14 protein-coding genes are annotated in these 17,953 nt (G+C 68.3%); 6 read left to right on the top strand and 8 right to left on the bottom strand.

Annotated elements, in window-relative coordinates; genetic code table 11:
• Nucleotides 1-132: 132 nt before the first annotated feature.
• The 6 genes from ACFYNP_RS18235 (at nt 133) to ACFYNP_RS18210 (ending at nt 8,793) form a co-directional block, all read left to right on the top strand.
• The gene (locus ACFYNP_RS18235) at nt 133-2,304 is read left to right on the top strand and encodes a prolyl oligopeptidase family serine peptidase (RefSeq protein ID WP_388786404.1); all 2,172 of its coding nucleotides are present in this window, start codon (nt 133-135) and stop codon (nt 2,302-2,304) included.
• A gap of 351 nt (nt 2,305-2,655) precedes the next feature.
• The gene (locus tag ACFYNP_RS18230; RefSeq protein WP_100574912.1) at nt 2,656-3,693 is read left to right on the top strand and encodes an ABC transporter permease; all 1,038 of its coding nucleotides are present in this window, start codon (nt 2,656-2,658) and stop codon (nt 3,691-3,693) included.
• 29 nt (nt 3,694-3,722) lie between these two features.
• Nucleotides 3,723-5,504 (top strand): ABC transporter substrate-binding protein, encoded by a 1,782-nt coding sequence (locus ACFYNP_RS18225; protein ID WP_388406389.1) that lies wholly within the window; start codon nt 3,723-3,725, stop codon nt 5,502-5,504.
• A 69-nt stretch (nt 5,505-5,573) separates the two neighbouring features.
• The gene (locus ACFYNP_RS18220) at nt 5,574-6,551 is read left to right on the top strand and encodes an ABC transporter permease (RefSeq protein ID WP_161258070.1); all 978 of its coding nucleotides are present in this window, start codon (nt 5,574-5,576) and stop codon (nt 6,549-6,551) included.
• A gap of 27 nt (nt 6,552-6,578) precedes the next feature.
• Nucleotides 6,579-7,646, top strand: a complete 1,068-nt coding sequence (locus ACFYNP_RS18215; protein WP_388786402.1) for an ABC transporter ATP-binding protein — start codon at nt 6,579-6,581, stop codon at nt 7,644-7,646.
• A 19-nt stretch (nt 7,647-7,665) separates the two neighbouring features.
• Nucleotides 7,666-8,793, top strand: a complete 1,128-nt coding sequence (locus ACFYNP_RS18210; protein WP_388406384.1) for an ABC transporter ATP-binding protein — start codon at nt 7,666-7,668, stop codon at nt 8,791-8,793.
• Nucleotides 8,794-8,905: 112 nt separating this feature from the next.
• Here ACFYNP_RS18210 and ACFYNP_RS18205 read toward each other — a convergent pair whose 3' ends face one another.
• From ACFYNP_RS18205 to ACFYNP_RS18170, 8 genes are all read right to left on the bottom strand, one after another.
• Nucleotides 8,906-9,940, bottom strand: coding sequence for an ABC transporter ATP-binding protein (locus ACFYNP_RS18205; protein ID WP_388406381.1), 1,035 nt, complete (start codon nt 9,938-9,940; stop codon nt 8,906-8,908).
• The gene (locus tag ACFYNP_RS18200) at nt 9,933-10,907 is read right to left on the bottom strand and encodes an ABC transporter ATP-binding protein (RefSeq protein ID WP_388406379.1); all 975 of its coding nucleotides are present in this window, start codon (nt 10,905-10,907) and stop codon (nt 9,933-9,935) included. Before ACFYNP_RS18200 ends, ACFYNP_RS18205 begins: the two co-directional genes overlap by 8 nt.
• A gap of 11 nt (nt 10,908-10,918) precedes the next feature.
• Nucleotides 10,919-11,893: an ABC transporter permease gene (locus tag ACFYNP_RS18195; RefSeq protein WP_388406376.1), complete on the bottom strand. Its 975-nt coding sequence runs from the start codon at nt 11,891-11,893 to the stop codon at nt 10,919-10,921.
• Nucleotides 11,886-12,809: an ABC transporter permease gene (locus ACFYNP_RS18190; RefSeq protein WP_388786400.1), complete on the bottom strand. Its 924-nt coding sequence runs from the start codon at nt 12,807-12,809 to the stop codon at nt 11,886-11,888. Before ACFYNP_RS18190 ends, ACFYNP_RS18195 begins: the two co-directional genes overlap by 8 nt.
• A gap of 80 nt (nt 12,810-12,889) precedes the next feature.
• Nucleotides 12,890-14,518, bottom strand: a complete 1,629-nt coding sequence (locus ACFYNP_RS18185; RefSeq protein WP_388406370.1) for an ABC transporter substrate-binding protein — start codon at nt 14,516-14,518, stop codon at nt 12,890-12,892.
• Nucleotides 14,519-14,635: 117 nt separating this feature from the next.
• Nucleotides 14,636-15,640, bottom strand: a complete 1,005-nt coding sequence (locus ACFYNP_RS18180; RefSeq protein WP_388406367.1) for a GNAT family N-acetyltransferase — start codon at nt 15,638-15,640, stop codon at nt 14,636-14,638.
• 96 nt (nt 15,641-15,736) lie between these two features.
• The gene (locus tag ACFYNP_RS18175; RefSeq protein ID WP_388406366.1) at nt 15,737-16,888 is read right to left on the bottom strand and encodes an ABC transporter ATP-binding protein; all 1,152 of its coding nucleotides are present in this window, start codon (nt 16,886-16,888) and stop codon (nt 15,737-15,739) included.
• Nucleotides 16,881-17,936, bottom strand: a complete 1,056-nt coding sequence (locus tag ACFYNP_RS18170; RefSeq protein ID WP_388406363.1) for an ABC transporter ATP-binding protein — start codon at nt 17,934-17,936, stop codon at nt 16,881-16,883. Before ACFYNP_RS18170 ends, ACFYNP_RS18175 begins: the two co-directional genes overlap by 8 nt.
• Between the last annotated feature and the right edge of the window lie 17 nt (nt 17,937-17,953).

Below are 17,953 nucleotides of genomic sequence, written 5' to 3'. Positions count from 1 at the left end.
GCAGGTTGATACCCACTGAGTGCTACGGATCATAACTATCCGTGGGACCGCATTGATCGGGGCACGGGCGCACAAGGGGCGCACGTGACTCGCAGCCGAGCGGGTCGCACAGCCTGCGGCTAGGTTCCCCTCATGACGACCACCGCATCCCAGCACCCGGAGGACCCCGGGCAGCTCTCCTTCCCCAGGCAGTCAGCACGCACCCAGCGCTTCACGCTCGGTGCGCCCCGCGCCGTCACCGTGTCGCCGGACGGGGAGCGGATCGCCTTCCTGCGCTCGCCGTCCGGCACCGAACGCACCCACGCACTGTGGGTGCTCGACCTGGCGCGCGATGGCAAGGAGCGGATCGCCGCGGACCCCGAGGCGCTGCTCGGCGGCGCCGAGGAGCGGCTCTCCGCGCAGGAGCGGGCGCGGCGCGAACGCAGCCGGGAGGGTTCGGCCGGAATCGTCGGCTACGCCACCGACGCGGCCGTGGAGCTCGCCGCCTTCGCCCTGTCGGGGCGGCTGTTCACGGCGGAGCTGCGGGCCGGCACCGCGCGGGAGCTGCCGGTGCCGGGCCCGGTGCTCGACCCCCGCCCCTCCCCCGACGGCCGGCAGGTGGCCTACGTGGCCCGGGGCGCGCTGCGGGTGGTGGGGACCGAGGGCGACGGCGACCGGGCGCTCGCCGAGCCCGAGACGCCCGAAGTGACGTACGGGCTGGCCGAGTTCATCGCGGCGGAGGAGATGTCCCGCACGCGCGGCCACTGGTGGAGTCCCGCTTCGGACCGCCTCCTGGTGGCCCGCGCCGACGAGACACCGGTGCGGCGCTGGTGGATCGCGGATCCGGCCAACCCCGGGCAGGAGCCGTCCCGCGTCGCCTATCCGGCGGCGGGGACGCCCAATGCCGAGGTACGGCTCTTCCTGTACGCGCTCGACGGCAGCCGTACCGAGGTCGTCTGGGACCGCGTCCGCCACCCCTATCTGGCCAGGGTCCACTGGTCCCCGGACGGCGCCCCGCTGCTGCTCGTCCAGTCCCGGGACCAGCGCGTCCAGCACCACCTCGCGGTGGACCCGGTCTCCGGGACCACCCGCACCGTGCACGTCGACGAGGACGCCGACTGGCTCGAACTGCTTCCGGGCGTCCCCGCCTGGGCGCCCGACGGGCGTCTGGTGCGGATCGCGGACGAGGGCGGGGCGCGGGTCCTCGCCGTGGGCGACCGCACCCTGACCGGGCCGCAACTGCACGTCAGGGCGGTGCTCGACATCGGCGACGGCGATGTGCTGATCTCCGCGTCCGAGGGCGCCGGGATCCCCTCGCCCGCGGGCAGTGCTCCCGAGACCGGCGAGATCCATGTGTACCGCGTCAACGAGCTGGGTACCCAACGCCTCTCGGAGGGAGCCGGAGTCCACACGGCGGTACGGTCCGGCGCGGTCACCGTGCTCAGCTCCGCCCGGCCGGACCGCCCGGGGGCGACGGTCCAGGTGCTGCGGGACGGTCAGGAACCGGCGACGATCGCGTCATATGCCGCCACCCCATGCCTGTCGGTGTCGCTCCGGCTGACCGAAGGGGGCGCGCAACGGATCCCGTGCGCCGTGCTGCTCCCCTCCCACTACCGCGAGGGCGATGGACCGCTGCCCGTACTCATGGATCCGTACGGCGGGCCGCACGGACAGCGGGTGGTGGCCGCGCACGACGCGCACCTCGCCTCGCAGTGGTTCGCGGACCAGGGTTTCGCGGTGGTGGTCGCGGACGGACGCGGCACCCCGGGCCGCTCGCCCGGCTGGGAGAAGTCGATCAGGGGCGACTTCACGCTCGCCCTGGACGACCAGATCGAGGCGCTGCACGGCCTGGCGGGGACCTTCCCGCTGGATCTCGGCCGGGTAGCGATGCGGGGCTGGTCCTTCGGCGGCTATCTCTCGGCGCTCGCGGTGCTGCGCCGGCCCGATGTGTTCCACGCCGGGATCGCGGGCGCGCCGGTGACGGACTGGGAGCTGTACGACACCCACTACACCGAGCGCTACTTGGGCGACCCCACCGAGAACGCGGCTGTCTACGCCGCCAACTCGCTTGTCTCGCAGGGCGAGTTGACGCACCCGGCCGATCCGGCCCGCCCGCTGATGGTCATTCACGGCATGGCGGACGACAACGTGGTGGTGGCCCACGCCCTGCGGCTCTCCTCCGCACTCCTCGCGGCCGGGCACCCGCACGAGGTGCTGCCGCTCACGGGCGTGACGCACATGACCCCGCAGGAGCAGGTGGCCGAGAACCTCCTGCTGCTCCAAGTCGACTTCCTGCGCCGCTCGTTGGGGCTCGCTCCCGCCTAGATCCGGGCCCGGATGACGGCCGGCCGGGCCCCCAGGAGGCGCCCGGCCGGCCACGGCACCCGCACGGCCGTACGGTGCTCACCGTGCCATGTCCGCATATCGGCGCCGCGACGGGCATGTTGCCCGCGTGTTACGGAAATTGATGCCCTTTTAGCGGGAGATTCCGGATTGCCCAGGAGGCTGTCAAGCACGCCGCCGCACCGAAGACAGAAATCTTGGGCCAAGTTATCCGGGGAGTTCGCCTTGGCCTGCTCGAACCCCTTGACTGGCGCCGCCGCACGCATGAATGTTCCGATCAACAAATAACGCAGTGGCGCCTGCTGAATCCTTCCTGTGCGGAGGGCAATGCGAATGAAGAGTTCCACCAGAGCTGCCATGGAACCATCCGGTCCACTTCCCGGCGAGGGACAAAACCCCGACCCGGCCGACGGTTTAGAAGTCAAGACGAGTGAGCTTGTCGGACGCTCCCCGGGGCGTCTGGCGTGGATCCGGTTCAAACGCGACAAGGTCGGAATCCTATGTGCCTTTACGGTTCTGGGATTCATTGTGATCGCGCTGGCTGCTCCGCTCATCTCCAAGCTGTACGGAAAAGATCCTTACCAGCTGTACGGGCAGGACCGCGGGCTGCTGAACAGCTACGGCACTCCGCTCAAGCCCAACGGTGGCATCGACGGGGACTTCTGGTTCGGCCTCGAACCGCACCTCGGCCGCGATGTGTTCACGCTGTTGATCTACGGCATCCGCACCTCCCTGCTCATCGCCCTCGCGGTCACCGTGGTCGCGGTGATCATCGGGGTCCTGGTGGGCCTGGTGCAGGGGTACCTCGGGGGCAGGACCGACTACTTCGTCGGCCGGTTCTCGGACCTGATGCTGTCGTTCCCGCAGCAGTTGTTCTTCATCGCCTTCACGCCGGTGATCGTGGCGCTGTTCGTCTCGCCCACCGACGACGAGCCGACGTACGTCCGGGTGGTGGCACTGATCCTGGTCCAGCTGATCCTCGGCTGGATGACGATCGGGCGGCTCATCAGGGCGCAGGTGCTCTCCCTGCGGGAGCGCGAGTTCATCGAGGCGGCCCGGCTCAGCGGCGCCTCGGGCTGGCGCATCATCCGCAAGGAGCTGCTGCCCAACATCTGGTCGACGGTGCTCGTGCAGTCGACCCTGCTGCTGCCGGTCAACGTCACGGCGGAGGCGGGGCTCTCCTATCTCGGCGTCGGGGTGCACAACCCCACGCCCGACTGGGGCCTGCTCTTCCAGTCCGGAGCCACGTACTACGACTCCGATCTCACCTTCATGTTCTTCCCCGGCATCGCGATGGTCGTCTTCGTCGTCGCGTTCAACCTGCTCGGGGATTCGGTCCGGGACGCTCTCGACCCCAAGACCGTGCGCTGAAGTCCGATCATCCTGACAGGCAGGAACTCATGAGAATAAACAAGGCGCGCCAGGTTTCCGCGGTCCTCGCGGTCGGGGCACTGGCGCTGACCGCCGCGTGCAGCAGCGGCGGGGCGAGCGGCGGCGGCAGCGGCTCCGACTCGGGCAAGAAGGCCACGGTGACGAACTTCGGTGTCGGCACCAAGGCCGACTCCACCGGGCCGGCCCCGGCGGTCGACGGCGCCAAGAGCGGCGGCACCGCCTACAGCCTCGACCAGGCCGGCTTCGACTACCTGGACCCGGGCCAGCAGTACGTGAGCGACCAGCTGTCGGTGCAGCTGCTCTACAACCGCTCGCTCACCGGCTACAAGATCGACCCGAAGACCGGCAAGACGATCATCGTCGGCGACCTCGCCACCGACAGCGGCACGCCGTCGGACGGCTCCAAGACCTGGACGTACACCCTGAAGGACGGGGTGAAGTTCGAGGACGGCACGCCGATCACCACCAAGGACATCAAGTACGGCATCGAGCGGCTCTTCGCGGACTACGAGACGCAGGGCCCGCAGTACGTCCAGAAGTGGCTGTACGGACCCGACTACCGCAAGCAGTACACCGGCCCGTACGACGGCAAGGAGATCCCGAACGAGAAGATCTCCACCCCGGACGACAAGACGATCGTCTTCCACTTCCTGGCACCGCACGCGGACACCCCGTACGCGATGGCGATGCCCAACATCTCGCCGGTCCCGAAGGCCAAGGACGACAAGCAGAAGTACAACAACCACCCGGTCTCCAGCGGTCCGTACAAGATCGAGAGCTATCAGCCGGGCAAGTCGCTGACCTTCGTGCGCAACACCAACTGGGACCCGAAGACGGACCCGATCCGCAACGCCTACCCGGACAAGTGGCAGTTCCAGCTGGGGATCGCGGAGCCGGGTCTGACCAACCGGCTCTCGGCCGACACCGGGACCGACAAGTACGCCATCAACATGTCGGGCTCCGCGGACCCGTCGAAGATGCAGACCCTGACCTCGGACCCGCAGTACAAGAGCCGGACGGTCAACGAGTACCAGCCGTACGTCGAGGTGTTCAACCTCAACACCAAGCGGATCACGAACCCGAAGGTCCGCCAGGCGCTGGCCTACGCGTTCCCGATGTCGCAGGTCCAGCAGGCCTTCGGCGGTGGTGCGCAGGGCGACCTCGGCACCACGCTGCTGAGCCCGACCGTGGCCGGCTGGAAGAAGTTCGACCCGTTCGGCAAGCTCGCCAAGCCGATGGGCGACCCCGAGAAGTCGCTCCAGCTGCTCAAGGACGCGGGCGTGACCACCCCGTACAAGATCTCCCTCGCGTACGCCAACACCCCGCGCTGGGACACCGTCACGCTGACCATCCAGAAGGCGCTTGAGAAGGCCGGCTTCAAGGTCGAGCGCAAGGCCATCGACCCGACGTCGTACTACACGGTGGTCGGCAAGGTGAACACCCCGTACGACATGTACCGCACCGGCTGGGGCGCGGACTGGCCCAACGGATCGACCGTCGTACCGCCGACCCTGGACGGGCGCAACCTCCAGGACGGCACCAACAACTACTCGTTCCTGAACGACCCGAAGGTCAACTCCGAGATCGACCGCATCAACCAGATCACCGACCTGCCGCAGCAGGCCGCGGCCTGGGAGCAGCTCTCCGAGTACGTCCTCCAGACGGACACCTCGCAGATCCCGTTCATCTTCGACAAGTACTTCAACCTGTACGGCTCGGGCCTGGGCGGCGTCACCTACAACCAGGTCTACGGAACGATCAACCCGAACTCGATCTTCGTGAAGCAGTAGTACCTGCGGCTCGGTTCCCCCGGCCCCGACCGGGCCGGGGGAACCGCATAGCGACGGAAGAGCCATTCCATGTTCCGTTTCCTCGTGCGCCGCGTGCTCGGTGCCGTGGTCATCCTGCTGCTTATCAGCATGATCACCTATTTCCTCTTCTTCGCCCTGCCTTCCGATCCGGCCCTTCTTTCCTGTGGCAAACAATGCGATCCACAGAATGTCGCCCTGATCCGGAAGAACCTCGGGCTCAACCTGCCGATCTGGACGCAGTACTGGCATTACATGGTGGGCATTTTCGCCGGCCGCCACATGCCGGTCGGTGACTGCCCAGCGCCCTGCTTCGGCTATTCCTTCGCCAATCAGCAGCCGGTCTGGGGCACGATCGCCGACAGTTACCCGACCACGCTGACCCTCGCGGTCGGCGGCGCCGCCACCTTCCTCACGATCGGCGTCTCGCTCGGACTCGTCTCGGCCTGGCGCCAGGGCACGGTCTTCGACCGCATCGCGAGTGCCACGTCGCTGCTCGGCCAGTCGGTGCAGATCTACTTCATCGGGCCCCTGGCGATCCTGCTCTTCTCCACCAAACTGGGCTGGCTGGACCGGGGCCACGACGTCGACTGGGCGCACGACGCCTGGGGGTCGGTCACTGGGATGATCCTGCCCTGTCTGGTCCTTTCGGTGATCTTCTGGTCCAACTACAGCCGCCAGACACGGTCGTTGATGGTCGAGCAGCTCTCGGAGGACCACATCAGGGCGGCCCGCGCCAAGGGCATGTCGTCGCGCTACGTCTTCCTGCGGTACGCGCTGCGGGGCGCGATGGCCACCATCATCACCATCTTCGGCGTGGACCTGAGCGCGGTGCTCGGCGGCGCGATCATCACCGAGGTCACCTTCGGCCTGCACGGGCTCGGCCTGCTCTCGGTGCAGGCGGTGCTGCGCAGCGATCTGCCCCTGGAGATGGCCGTCATGCTCATCGGCGCCACCCTCATCGTCGTCTGCAACATCGTCGTGGACCTGGCGTACGCCTTCATCGACCCCCGGATCAGGCTCGCCTGACGCCCGCAGACTCCAGGAGAACCATCCGTGTCCACCCTGAGCCAGACCGCCGCCGGGCCCGGTACCGCGCCGGCGTCCTCCTTCCTGTCGGTCCGCGACCTGTACGTCCACTTCGCCACCGAGGACGGCACCGTCAAAGCCGTCGACGGTCTCTCCTTCGACCTGGAACGCGGCTCGACGCTGGGCATCGTCGGCGAGTCGGGCTCCGGCAAGTCGGTGACCAACCTCGCGATCCTGGGGCTCCACAATCCGCGCAACACCAAGATCCAGGGCGAAATCCTGCTGGACGGACAGGAGTTGACCGGCGCGAGCGAACGGCAGCTGAACCGGCTGCGCGGCAAGAAGATGGCGATGATCTTCCAGGACTCGCTCGCCGCTCTCTCGCCCTTCTACACTGTGGGCCGGCAGATCGCCGAGCCCTTCATGAAGCACACCGGGGCCTCACGCCGCGAGGCGCGGGCCCGGGCCGTGGACATGCTGCGCAAGGTCGGCATCCCGCAGCCCGACCTCCGCGTCGACGACTATCCGCACCAGTTCTCCGGAGGCATGCGCCAGCGCGCGATGATCGCGATGGCCCTGGTCTGCGACCCGGACCTGGTGATCGCGGACGAGCCCACCACCGCGCTCGACGTGACGGTGCAGGCGCAGATCCTCGATCTGCTCAAGGACCTCCAGCAGGAGACCGGCGCGGCGATCATCATCATCACCCATGACCTCGGGGTCATCGCCAAGACCGCCGACCAGGTGATGGTGATGTACGCCGGCCGGTGCGTGGAGCGCGGCACCGTCAAGGAAGTCATGCAGCGACCACAACACCCCTACAGCTGGGGTCTGTTGAGTTCGGTACCACGCCTGGACTCCTCGGTGGACACCCCGCTCGTACCGATCCCCGGCGCCCCGCCGAGCCTGCTCTCGCCGCCGCCGGGCTGCCCCTTCCACCCCCGGTGCGGTTTCACCGACCTGGTGGCGGGCGGGCTCTGCGCCACCGCTCGGCCCGATCTTCCCGAAAGTGAACGACGCGGCTCCGCCTGCCATTTGACGGCCACTCAGAAGGAAGCCGTCTTCATCGAGCAGATCCACCCCAGGCTGCGCTGACAAGGATGCGGACATCGTCATGAGTGAGAACGCCACCAGCCTCGTCAAGCAGCGGGGCCCCGCGTCCGGGTCCGGCGGCAGCGGACCGCTGCTCGAAGTGACCGGGCTCGCGAAGTACTTCCCGATCAACATGGGGTTCCTCTTCAAGCGGCACGTCGGCGACGTCCGCGCCGTGGACGGCATCGACTTCAGCGTCGGGCGCGGCGAGACCCTGGGTCTGGTGGGCGAGTCCGGCTGCGGCAAGTCGACCACGGGCCGTCTCGTCACCCGGCTCCTGGAGCCGACCAGCGGCAAGATCGTCTACGCGGGGCAGGACATCACCCACGCCTCGCGGCGGACGCTCGCGCCGATCAGGTCCGAGATCCAGATGATCTTCCAGGACCCGTACGCCTCGCTCAACCCGCGCCAGACGGTCGGCGACATCATCGCCAACCCGATGGTGGTCAACGGCATCAAGCCGTCGGGCGGGGTGGAGCACCGGGTCCGCGAGCTCCTGGAGACCGTCGGCCTGAACCCCGAGCACTACAACCGGTTCCCGCACGAATTCTCCGGCGGTCAGCGTCAACGCATCGGCGTGGCACGGGCGTTGGGCATGGAGCCCAAGCTGATCGTGGCCGACGAGCCGGTCTCCGCGCTCGACGTGTCCATCCAGGCGCAGGTCGTCAATCTGCTCCAGGACCTCCAGCGGGAGCTGGACATCGCCTTCCTGTTCATCGCCCACGACCTGGCGATCGTGCGGCACTTCTCGCAGCGGATCGCGGTGATGTACCTGGGCCGCATCGTCGAGGTCGGCGACCGCGACTCGATCTACCGGCGGCCGCGCCACCCCTACACCCACGCGCTGCTCTCGGCGGTGCCCGAGGCCGTGGTGGAGGAGGAGGGCGAGGGCCGCGAGCGGATCCGGCTGGCCGGGGACGTGCCGTCACCGGTGAACCCGCCCTCGGGCTGCCGCTTCCGCACCCGGTGCTGGAAGGCCCAGGACAAGTGCGCCACCGAGACACCGCAGCTCGTGCGCATCGAGGGGAACCGGGAGGGGCACTTGACCGCGTGCCACTTCCCCGAGGAACCGACGGTCGCGGCACGGGGCGAGGACGTCGTCCTCGATCCCGCTCTCGCCGCGATCGAGGAGGCGACGGACACCCATTGACCCGAGTTCGTAGTGCCTCCGCTCGGAGCCGGGGCCCACGCCCGCACACCCCAGTCCCAACCGCGGGCGCGGGCCCTGGTGTTCGCCGCGGACCGTGCCGTCACCCGACGACTCAGCCGGGGTCCGTGGGCACCACCCGCTTCTCCTCCGCGAAGTGGCAGGCCGAGGGGTGGTGCGCCGGCCCCTCCGTCAGACGGAACTCGGCCGGCACCGCCAGCAGCGGCACCTCCTGTGCGCACCGCTCCTGCGCCTTCCAGCACCGGGTGCGGAAGGTGCAGCCCGACGGCGGGTTCGCCGGGGAGGGCACATCGCCGGTGAGGATGATCCGCTCGCGGTGCTCGCGCGCCGAGGGGTCGGGCAGCGGCACCGCGGAGAGCAGCGCCTGGGTGTAGGGATGGGTGGGGTGGTCGTAGATCTCCTCGTCCCGGCCGATCTCGACCACCCGCCCCAGGTACATCACGCCGACCCGGTCGGAGATGTGCCGCACGATGGACAGGTCGTGGGCGATGAAGACGTACGAGAGGGAGAACTCGCTCTGCAACCGGTCCAGCAGGTTGACGACCTGGGCCTGGACCGACACGTCGAGCGCGGAGACCGGCTCGTCCGCCACGATGATCTCGGGCTGGAGCGCCAACCCCCGCGCGATGCCGATGCGTTGGCGCTGTCCGCCGGAGAACTGGTGCGGATAGCGGTTGATGTACTCCGGGTTGAGCCCGACCACGTCGAGCAGATCCTGGACCTTGCGGCGCCGGTCCCCCTTCGGGGCGACCTCGGGATGGATCTCGTAGGGCTCCCCGATGATGTCGCCGACCGTCATGCGCGGGTTCAGCGAGGTGTACGGGTCCTGGAACACCATCTGGATGTTGCGGCGCACGGCCTTCAGGGCACGGCCCGACATCGTGGTGATGTCCTCGCCCTTGTACTTGATCTGCCCCGCCGTCGGGCGCTCCAGGTTGACCAGCATCTTGGCGACCGTGGACTTGCCGCAGCCGGACTCGCCGACGATGCCGAGCGTCTCGCCGGCCACCAGGTCGAAGGAGACCCCGTCGACGGCCTTGACCGCGCCGATCTGCTTCTTGAAGAGGATGCCCTGGGTCAGCGGGTAGTGCTTGACCAGGTCCCTGACCTCCAGAATGGCCTCAGCCATCGAGGGTCTCCTTCCAGAAGAAGCACGCGCTCTGCCGGTCCGGGGCCACGTCGAACAGGGGCGGCACCTCACCGCGGCAGATGTCCCGGGCCATCGGGCAGCGCGGGTTGAAGGCGCAGCCCGGCGGGATGTGCATCAGGTTGGGCGGCAGCCCCTTGATCGCGTACAGCTCCCGGCCCTTCTGGTCCAGCCGGGGGATCGATTCGAGCAGCCCCTTGGTGTACGGGTGCGCGGGCGCCTTGTAGATGTCGTGCACCGGGGCCTGTTCGACGATCCGGCCCGCATACATGACGGCGATCTTGTCGGCGACGTCGGCGACCACGCCGAGGTCGTGCGTGATCAGGATCAGGCCCATGTTCAGCTCACGCTGCAACTCGGCCAGTAGATCCATGACTTGGGCCTGCACGGTGACGTCGAGCGCGGTGGTCGGCTCGTCCGCGATGATCAGCGAGGGCTCCAGGGCCATGGCCATCGCGATCATGATGCGCTGGCGCATGCCACCGGAGAACTGGTGCGGGTACTGGCCCACCCGCTCCTTCGCCGCGGGAATGCGCACCCGGTCCATCAGCTCCACGGCCCTGGCCCTGCCGTCCTTGCGGGACATGCCGCGGTGGACGGTGAACATCTCCGAGAGCTGGTCGCCGACGCTGAGCACCGGGTTCAGGGACGACAGCGCGTCCTGGAAGATCATGGCCATCTCGGAGCCGCGTACCTTGCGCCGCTCGTCCTCCTTGAGCTTCAGGAGGTCCCGGCCCTGGAAGAGGATCTCGCCGCCGGCGATCCGCCCGGGCGGCATGTCGAGGATGCCCATCACGGCCTGTGCGGTGACGGACTTGCCGGAGCCGGACTCACCGAGCACGGCGAGCGTCTCCCCGGCGTCCACCGAGTAGTTGACCCCGTTGACGGCCTTGGCGACCCCGTCCCGCGTCTTGAACTCCACGTGGAGATCACGTACTTCGAGCAGCATGGCGGGTCTCCTCACCGCAGCTTGGGATCGAGGGCGTCGCGCACCGCGTCGCCGAGCATGATGAACGCGAGCACCGTGACCGCCAGCGCACCGGCCGGCCAGAGCAGCATGTGCGGGGCGTTGCGGATGTACTGGGAGGCGGCCGAGATGTCGATGCCCCAGGAGACGGTGGGGGGCTTGAGGCCGACGCCCAGGTAGGACAGCGTCGCTTCGAGGGCGATGTAGGTGCCGAGCGCGATGGTGGCCACGACGATGACCGGGGCGACCGCGTTGGGCGCGATGTGGCGCAGCAGCATGCGGGAGTTGGAGGCGCCGAGCGCGCGGGCCGCCTGGACGTAGTCGTTCTGTTTGGCGGTGATGACCGAGCCGCGGGCGATCCGGGCGATCTGCGGCCAGCCGAGCAGGATCATGAAGCCGATGACCGGCCACACGGTGGAGGAGGTGACCACCGAGAGGAACACCAGACCGCCGAGGACGACGGGGATGCCGAAGAAGATGTCGGTGACGCGCGAGAGCAGCGCGTCCCAGCCGCCGCCGAAGAACCCGGCGAGCCCGCCCACGAACGAGCCGAACAGCGCGACGCCGACGGTGGTGCACACGCCGACGGTGACCGAGGTGCGGGCGCCGTAGACGGTCCGTGTGTAGACGTCGCAGCCCTGCCCGTTGTAGCCGAAGGGGTGGCCGGGCTGGGAGCCCTCCTGCGCCTTGGCGAGGTCGCACTGGAGCGGGTTGCCGTCGGCGATCAGGGAGGGCCACAGCGAGATGACGACCAGGAAGAGGATGACCAGGGACGAGATGATGAAGACGGGGTTGCGCCGCAGGTCGCGCCAGGCGTCCGACCAGAGGGAACGCGCCTTCTCGGACGGGCCCGTGCCCTGCGGCCCACCCGGGGTGCGCTCCAGCGTGGTCGCCTCGCTCGCCGCGAGGTCCATCGCGCCGCCCGCCCCCGTACCGGCGATCGCTCCGTCGTCGTAGGGCTCAGGCATAGCGGATCCTCGGGTCGAGTACGGCATACAGAAGGTCGACGATGAGGTTGGCGATCAGGAACACGAGCACGAGCACGGTCACGAAGCCGACCACCGTCTGGGTGCTCTGGCGCAGGATGCCCTGGTAGAGCTGGTAGCCGACGCCGTGGATGTTGAAGATCCGCTCGGTGACGATCGCGCCGCCCATCAGGGCGCCGACGTCGGTGCCGATGAAGGTGACGACGGGGATCAGCGAGTTGCGCAGCAGGTGCTTGGTGATCACCCGGCGCCTTGGCAGCCCCTTGGCGATGGCGGTACGGACATAGTCGGCGCGGGCGTTCTCGGCGATCGAGGTCCGGGTGAGCCGGGTGACGTACGCCAGCGAGACGGACGCCAGCACGAGCCCCGGAATGAGGAGTTCGTTGAAGGGCGCCTCCGGCTGGACCGTGGGTTTGACGATCCCCCATTCGACGCCGAGCAGCAGCTGGAGCAGCAGCCCCGTGACGAAGACGGGGATGGCGATGACGATGAGGGTCAGCATCAGGACCACGGTGTCGACCGGGCGGCCGCGGCGCAGTCCGGTGACCACGCCGAGGCTGATGCCGATGACGATCTCGAAGAGGATCGCCACGATGGTGAGGCGGATGGTGACGGGGAAGGCCGCGGACATCAGCTCGGTGACCTTCTGCCCGTTGAACGCGGTGCCGAAGTCGCCGGTGAACACGTTGCCCATGTACGTCAGGTATTGCTGCCACACCGGCTTGTCGAGGCCGAACTCCTTCTTGAGCTGGGCGGCGGTGGACGGGTCGCACGCCTTGTCCCCGCACAGCCCCGCGATGGGGTCTCCCATCACGTTCACCATCAGGAAGATCAGCAGCGTCGCCCCGAAGAAGACCGGGATCATCTGGAGCAGACGCCGGATCACATACCGTCCCATGAGGCCCTCCGGGGGTCGTCGGAACTCTCAACGGCCTTGGCCCGGCGCCGAGTTGGACGCCGGGCCGGGCACCTACGGCGTCAACTGACCTTGATCTGGTCGTAGACCGGCACGCTGAAGGGGTTCAGGGAGACGTTGGAGATGCGGGTCGAGTAGCCGGCGCTGCCGTTCTGGTACCAGAGCGGGATGGCCGCCATCTGGTCCCGTACGACCCCTTCGGCCTGCTGGAAGGTGGAGACCGCCTTGGCCTTGTCGGTCTCGGCGTTGGCCTGGTCGACCAGCTTGTCGAAGTCGGCGTTGGTCCACTTGCCGTCGTTGGAGGAGGCGCCGGTGTAGTACAGCGGCTGGAGGAAGTTCTGGATCAGCGGGTAGTCCATCTGCCAGCCCGCCCGGAAGGGGCCGCTCATCTTGGACTGGGTGATCTGGCTGCGGAAGTCGGCGAAGGTGCCGACCGGGCCGCCGACGCACGCCCGGTCGTTGCCGAGCGCGTTGTTGATGCTGTTGCAGACGGCGTCGACCCACTCCTTGTGCGAGCCGGTGTCCGCGTTGTACGAGATCTTCAGCTGCCCGCCGGGGATGCCGCCGCCGTCGGCGATGAGCTTCTTGGCCTCGGCCGGGTTGTAGTCGCAGCCGTCCCCGCAGAGCCCGGCCTTGTAGCCGCCGGCCTCGCCGAGCACGGGCGAGGTCCAGTCGGTGGCGGGGGTGCGGGTCTTCTGGAAGATGGTGTCGGTGATCTGCTGCCGATTGATCGCCCGCGAGATGCCCTTGCGCACCTTGGCCGCGTTCGGGGTGTTCCAGGCGGCGTCGTAGTACGGGAAGGCGAGGGTCTGGATGATGCCGGCCGGGGTGTTGATGTACCGGTCGCCGAGGTCCGCCTTGACGTTCTTGAGCTGGGAGGCGGGCACGTCGTCGACGAGGTCGAGGTTGCCGGCCGTCAGATCGGTGTAGGCGGTGTTGTTGTCGGTGTAGACCTTGAGGTCGATGCCGCCGTTCTGCGCCTTGTCCTCGCCCATGTACCCGGCCCACTTGCGCATCGAGAGCTTCGAGCCCTTGGTGTACGAATCCACCGTGTACGGGCCGTTGCCGACCGGCTTGGAGAGCCAGGCCGCGTGGTTGTCGAAGAACGCCCGGGGCAGCGGCGCGAACGCGGGGTAGCCGAGGGTGTCGGGCCAGGTCGAGAACTTCTGGTTGAGCTTGACCGTGAAGGTCTTGTCGTCGACGACCTTGAGCCCTGACATGGCGTCCGTGGACGGGCTGCCGCTCTTGGGGTGGATCTGGTCGAAGCCGTCGATGTAGGCGAACATCGAGGCGTTCTTCTGGTTGTTCTTCAGGTTCGCGCCGTAGTTCCAGGCGTCCACGAAGGACTTGGCGGTGACCTTCTCGCCGTTGGAGAACGTCCAGCCGTCCTTGAGCGTGACCTTGAAGTTCTCCGAGTCCGAGGTGTCGATGGACGCGGCGAGCATGTTCTTGGCCTCGCCGGTCTTCGGGTCGTACCGCTTGAGGCCGCGCATCAGCATGTCGAGGACCTTGCCGCCCTGCACCTCGTTGGTGTTGGCGGGCTCCAGCGGGTTCTGCGGGTCGCCCCAGGAGGAGCTGACGATTCCGTCGGCGCCACCGCCGCCACCGCTTCCCCCACCACCGCAGGCCGTCGCCGCGAGGGCGACGATCACCGCACCTGCGGCCCACTTGGCGTGCGTGGCTCCGCGCATGGCGTCCTCCTAGAGTCCTACTCGGGTCCCAAGTCTCACTTAGGCCCAAATATCACCCCAGAAGCGGACAGTCCGCACTTTCAAGTCCGCCGGACGGACCAACGGCGTAGCCGGTGTTCACCGGCCTGCCCGACCAGGGGCCGGATCCGTCGACAGCCGCGCGTGCGCGTGCATGTCGTGAAAGGTGCCGGCCGGCGTGGCCGGCAGGTAACCGCGTGAGATCCCCTCGTAGGCGTACCCGCAGCGCTCCGCGACCGCACACGACGCGTCGTTGCCGATGGCATGGCCCAGCTCGATGCGGTGCAACCCGACGGTCTCGAACGCCCAGGTGCTCAGCATGTTCACGGCGCGGACGGCCGTGCCGCGGCCCCGGGCCTCGGGCAGGAGCCAGTAGCCGATGCCGGCGTGCCCCATGGCCAGGGAGACGTTGTGCAGCGCGACGCTTCCGAGCGGGGCATCGGTGACCGCGTCGGCGACGCAGTAGGAAGCGAACCTGCCGCCGGCCCAGCGCTCGGCGGCCCGCCGGACGAAATCCCGGCCCCCCGCCTCGTCCACCAGAGCCGCGGGCGGGCCCCAGCGGGTCACCTCGGGATCGTTCAGCCCCCGCAGCACGGCGTCCACGTCGGCGGCATCCTCCCGCCAGGCACGCAACCGCAATCCGCCTGCGCTCAGTTCCGAGAAGGGCAGCGGGGATGTCGCCTCCGCGCCGGCCCCGGGGGCGGCGGCCCGCTCCTGCGTGGCGCTGCGCACGACCAGCTCGACCTCGAACCCGGCCGTGTTCTCCAGATACGCGGCGCAGTGCGCCGGACCACCGGCGAAGGGGTGCCGGTCGGGGAAGAGCAGGCTCCAGCCATGCGCGGGCGCCTCTTCGACCAGCGCGTCCAAGGAATCTCGGTCATCGACGTGGAAGGCGAGGTGATTGAGGCCGGGGCGGGTGCGCTCGTGCGAGGAGGCCGTCAGCGCCGGCGACTGCTCCACCACGACGTAGGTCTGGCCCAGGAGCCAGCTGCGGCCCTCCCGCCAGTTCTGGTACAGACGGTAGCCGAGGCTCTCCAGGAGCCAGCCCCACGAGTCCTCGGCCTCGCCCAGCTCGGGGACCCACAGCTCGACATGGTGCAGCATGCGCGACAACTTTCCTGTGAAGGGCGGCGGTTGGAAAAGCGAACGGGCCCGTGGCCCCTTCCTCACGGGAAGCGAACCACGGGCCCGGCCACGACATCACACGGCGCCGACGACGTTCTTCTCCTCGGCGAAGTGACAGGCCGACTCGTGCGCGGCGGGCGTGTCCTGGTCCACGAACCGCTCCGGCACCGCGAGCAGCGGCACCTCGGTGGCGCAGCGGTCCTCGGCCTTCCAGCAGCGGGTCCGGAAACGGCAGCCCGACGGCGGGTCGGCCGGCGAGGGGACGTCACCGGTCAGGATGATCCGCTCACGGTGCTCGCGGGCCTCCGGGTCGGGGACCGGGACGGCCGAGAGCAGGGCCTGCGTGTAGGGGTGCGTCGGGTGCTCGTAGATCTGCTCGTCCGTGCCGATCTCGGCCATCTTCCCGAGGTACATCACACCGACCCGGTCGGAGATGTGCCGGACGATGGACAGGTCGTGCGCGATGAAGATGTACGAGAGGTTGAACTCGTTCTGGAGGTTCTCCATCAGGTTGATGACCTGCGCCTGTACGGACACGTCCAGGGCGGAGACCGGCTCGTCGCAGATGATGATCTCGGGGTTGAGGGCCAGGCCGCGGGCGATGCCGATGCGCTGGCGCTGACCGCCGGAGAACTGGTGCGGGTACCGGTTGATGTACTCCGGGTTCAGACCCACGACGTCCAGGAGCTCCTGGACCTTGCGGCGCCGGTCGCCCTTGGGAGCCACCTCGGGGTGGATCTCGAAGGGCTCCCCGATGATGTCGCCGACCGTCATGCGCGGGTTCAGCGAGGTGTACGGGTCCTGGAACACCATCTGGATGTTGCGGCGCACCGCCTTCAGCGCGCGCCCGGACAGCTTGGTGATGTCCTGGCCCTTGTAGAAGACCTCACCGGCGGTCGCCTGCTCCAGGAGCATGAGGACCTTGGCGACGGTCGACTTCCCACAGCCGGACTCGCCGACGATGCCGAGCGTCTCGCCCTGGTAGAGGTCGAACGAGATGCCGTCGACGGCCTTGACCGCGCCGATCTGCTTCTTGAAGAGGATGCCCTGGGTCAGCGGGAAGTGCTTGACCAGGTTGCGGACCTGAAGGATCGGCTCGCCGCGGTCGACCGGGGCCTCGATGGCGGCTACGGCCTCCGCTTCGGTGGCCGCGTCGACCGTCTCCACCTCAACGGTGTTGGGAGTGGCTTCGTCCACGGCTTCGTTCCTCTTGTTCGTGTCAGCCATGGAGCTGTTCCTTCCAGAAGTGGCAGGCACTGCCGCGGCCGACCAGCTCGGTGCCGTCCCGCTCGGTCACCGGCAGAAGCGCCGGGACGTCGGTGCGGCAGATGTCCTGCGCCTTGGGGCAGCGCGGGTTGAAGGCGCAACCCGAGGGCGCCTTCAGGAGGTTGGGCGGCAGGCCCTTGATCGCGTAGAGCTCGTGGCCCTTCTGGTCGAGGCGCGGGATCGAGTCGAGCAGACCCCGCGTGTACGGGTGCGCCGGGCGCTTGTAGATCTCGTGGACCGGGGCCTCCTCCACGATTCGTCCCGCGTACATCACGGCGATCTTGTCCGCGACATCGGCGACGACGCCCAAGTCGTGGGTGATCAGGATGAGGCCCATGTTGTACTCGCGCTGGAGGTCCTGGAGCAGGTCCATGACCTGGGCCTGAACCGTCACGTCGAGCGCCGTGGTGGGCTCGTCCGCGATGATCAGGTCGGGCTCCAGGGCCATCGCCATGGCGATCATGATGCGCTGGCGCATACCGCCGGAGAACTGGTGCGGGTAGTCGTTGACCCGGCTGCGGGCACCGGGAATCTTCACCCGTTCCATCAGCTCGATGGCCTTCACCTTGGCGTCCTTCTTGGACATGCCCTGGTGGACGCGGTACATCTCGCCCAGCTGGTTGCCGACGGAGAAGACCGGGTTGAGCGCGGAGAGCGCGTCCTGGAAGATCATCGCCATCTTCGGGCCGCGCAGCTTGCGCCGCTCGCTCTCCGGGAGCTTCAGGATGTCCTGGCCCTGGAAGAGGATCTCGCCCTTGGCGACCCGCCCGGGGGGCGAGTCGAGGATGCCCATGATGGCCTGGGCCGTCACGGACTTGCCGGAGCCGGACTCGCCGAGCACGGCGAGCGTCTCCCCCGACCTGACGCTGTAGTTGACGCCGTTGACAGCCTTGACGACGCCCTCGCGGGTCTTGAACTCGACGTGCAGGTCACGCACGTCGAGCACCGGGCTCTCGCTGTCGCCGGCCCGCTGGCCCGGCACTTTCGCGGTCACGTGTGCAGTGGTCATGTGATGGTGCCGCCCTT

Origin of the sequence: Streptomyces sp. NPDC006691, from assembly GCF_042869955.1 — a bacterium.
Taxonomy (GTDB): domain Bacteria; phylum Actinomycetota; class Actinomycetes; order Streptomycetales; family Streptomycetaceae; genus Streptomyces.
Note: the sequence above shows the minus strand (reverse complement) of the source record. Positions and strands in the feature narration are given on the sequence as shown.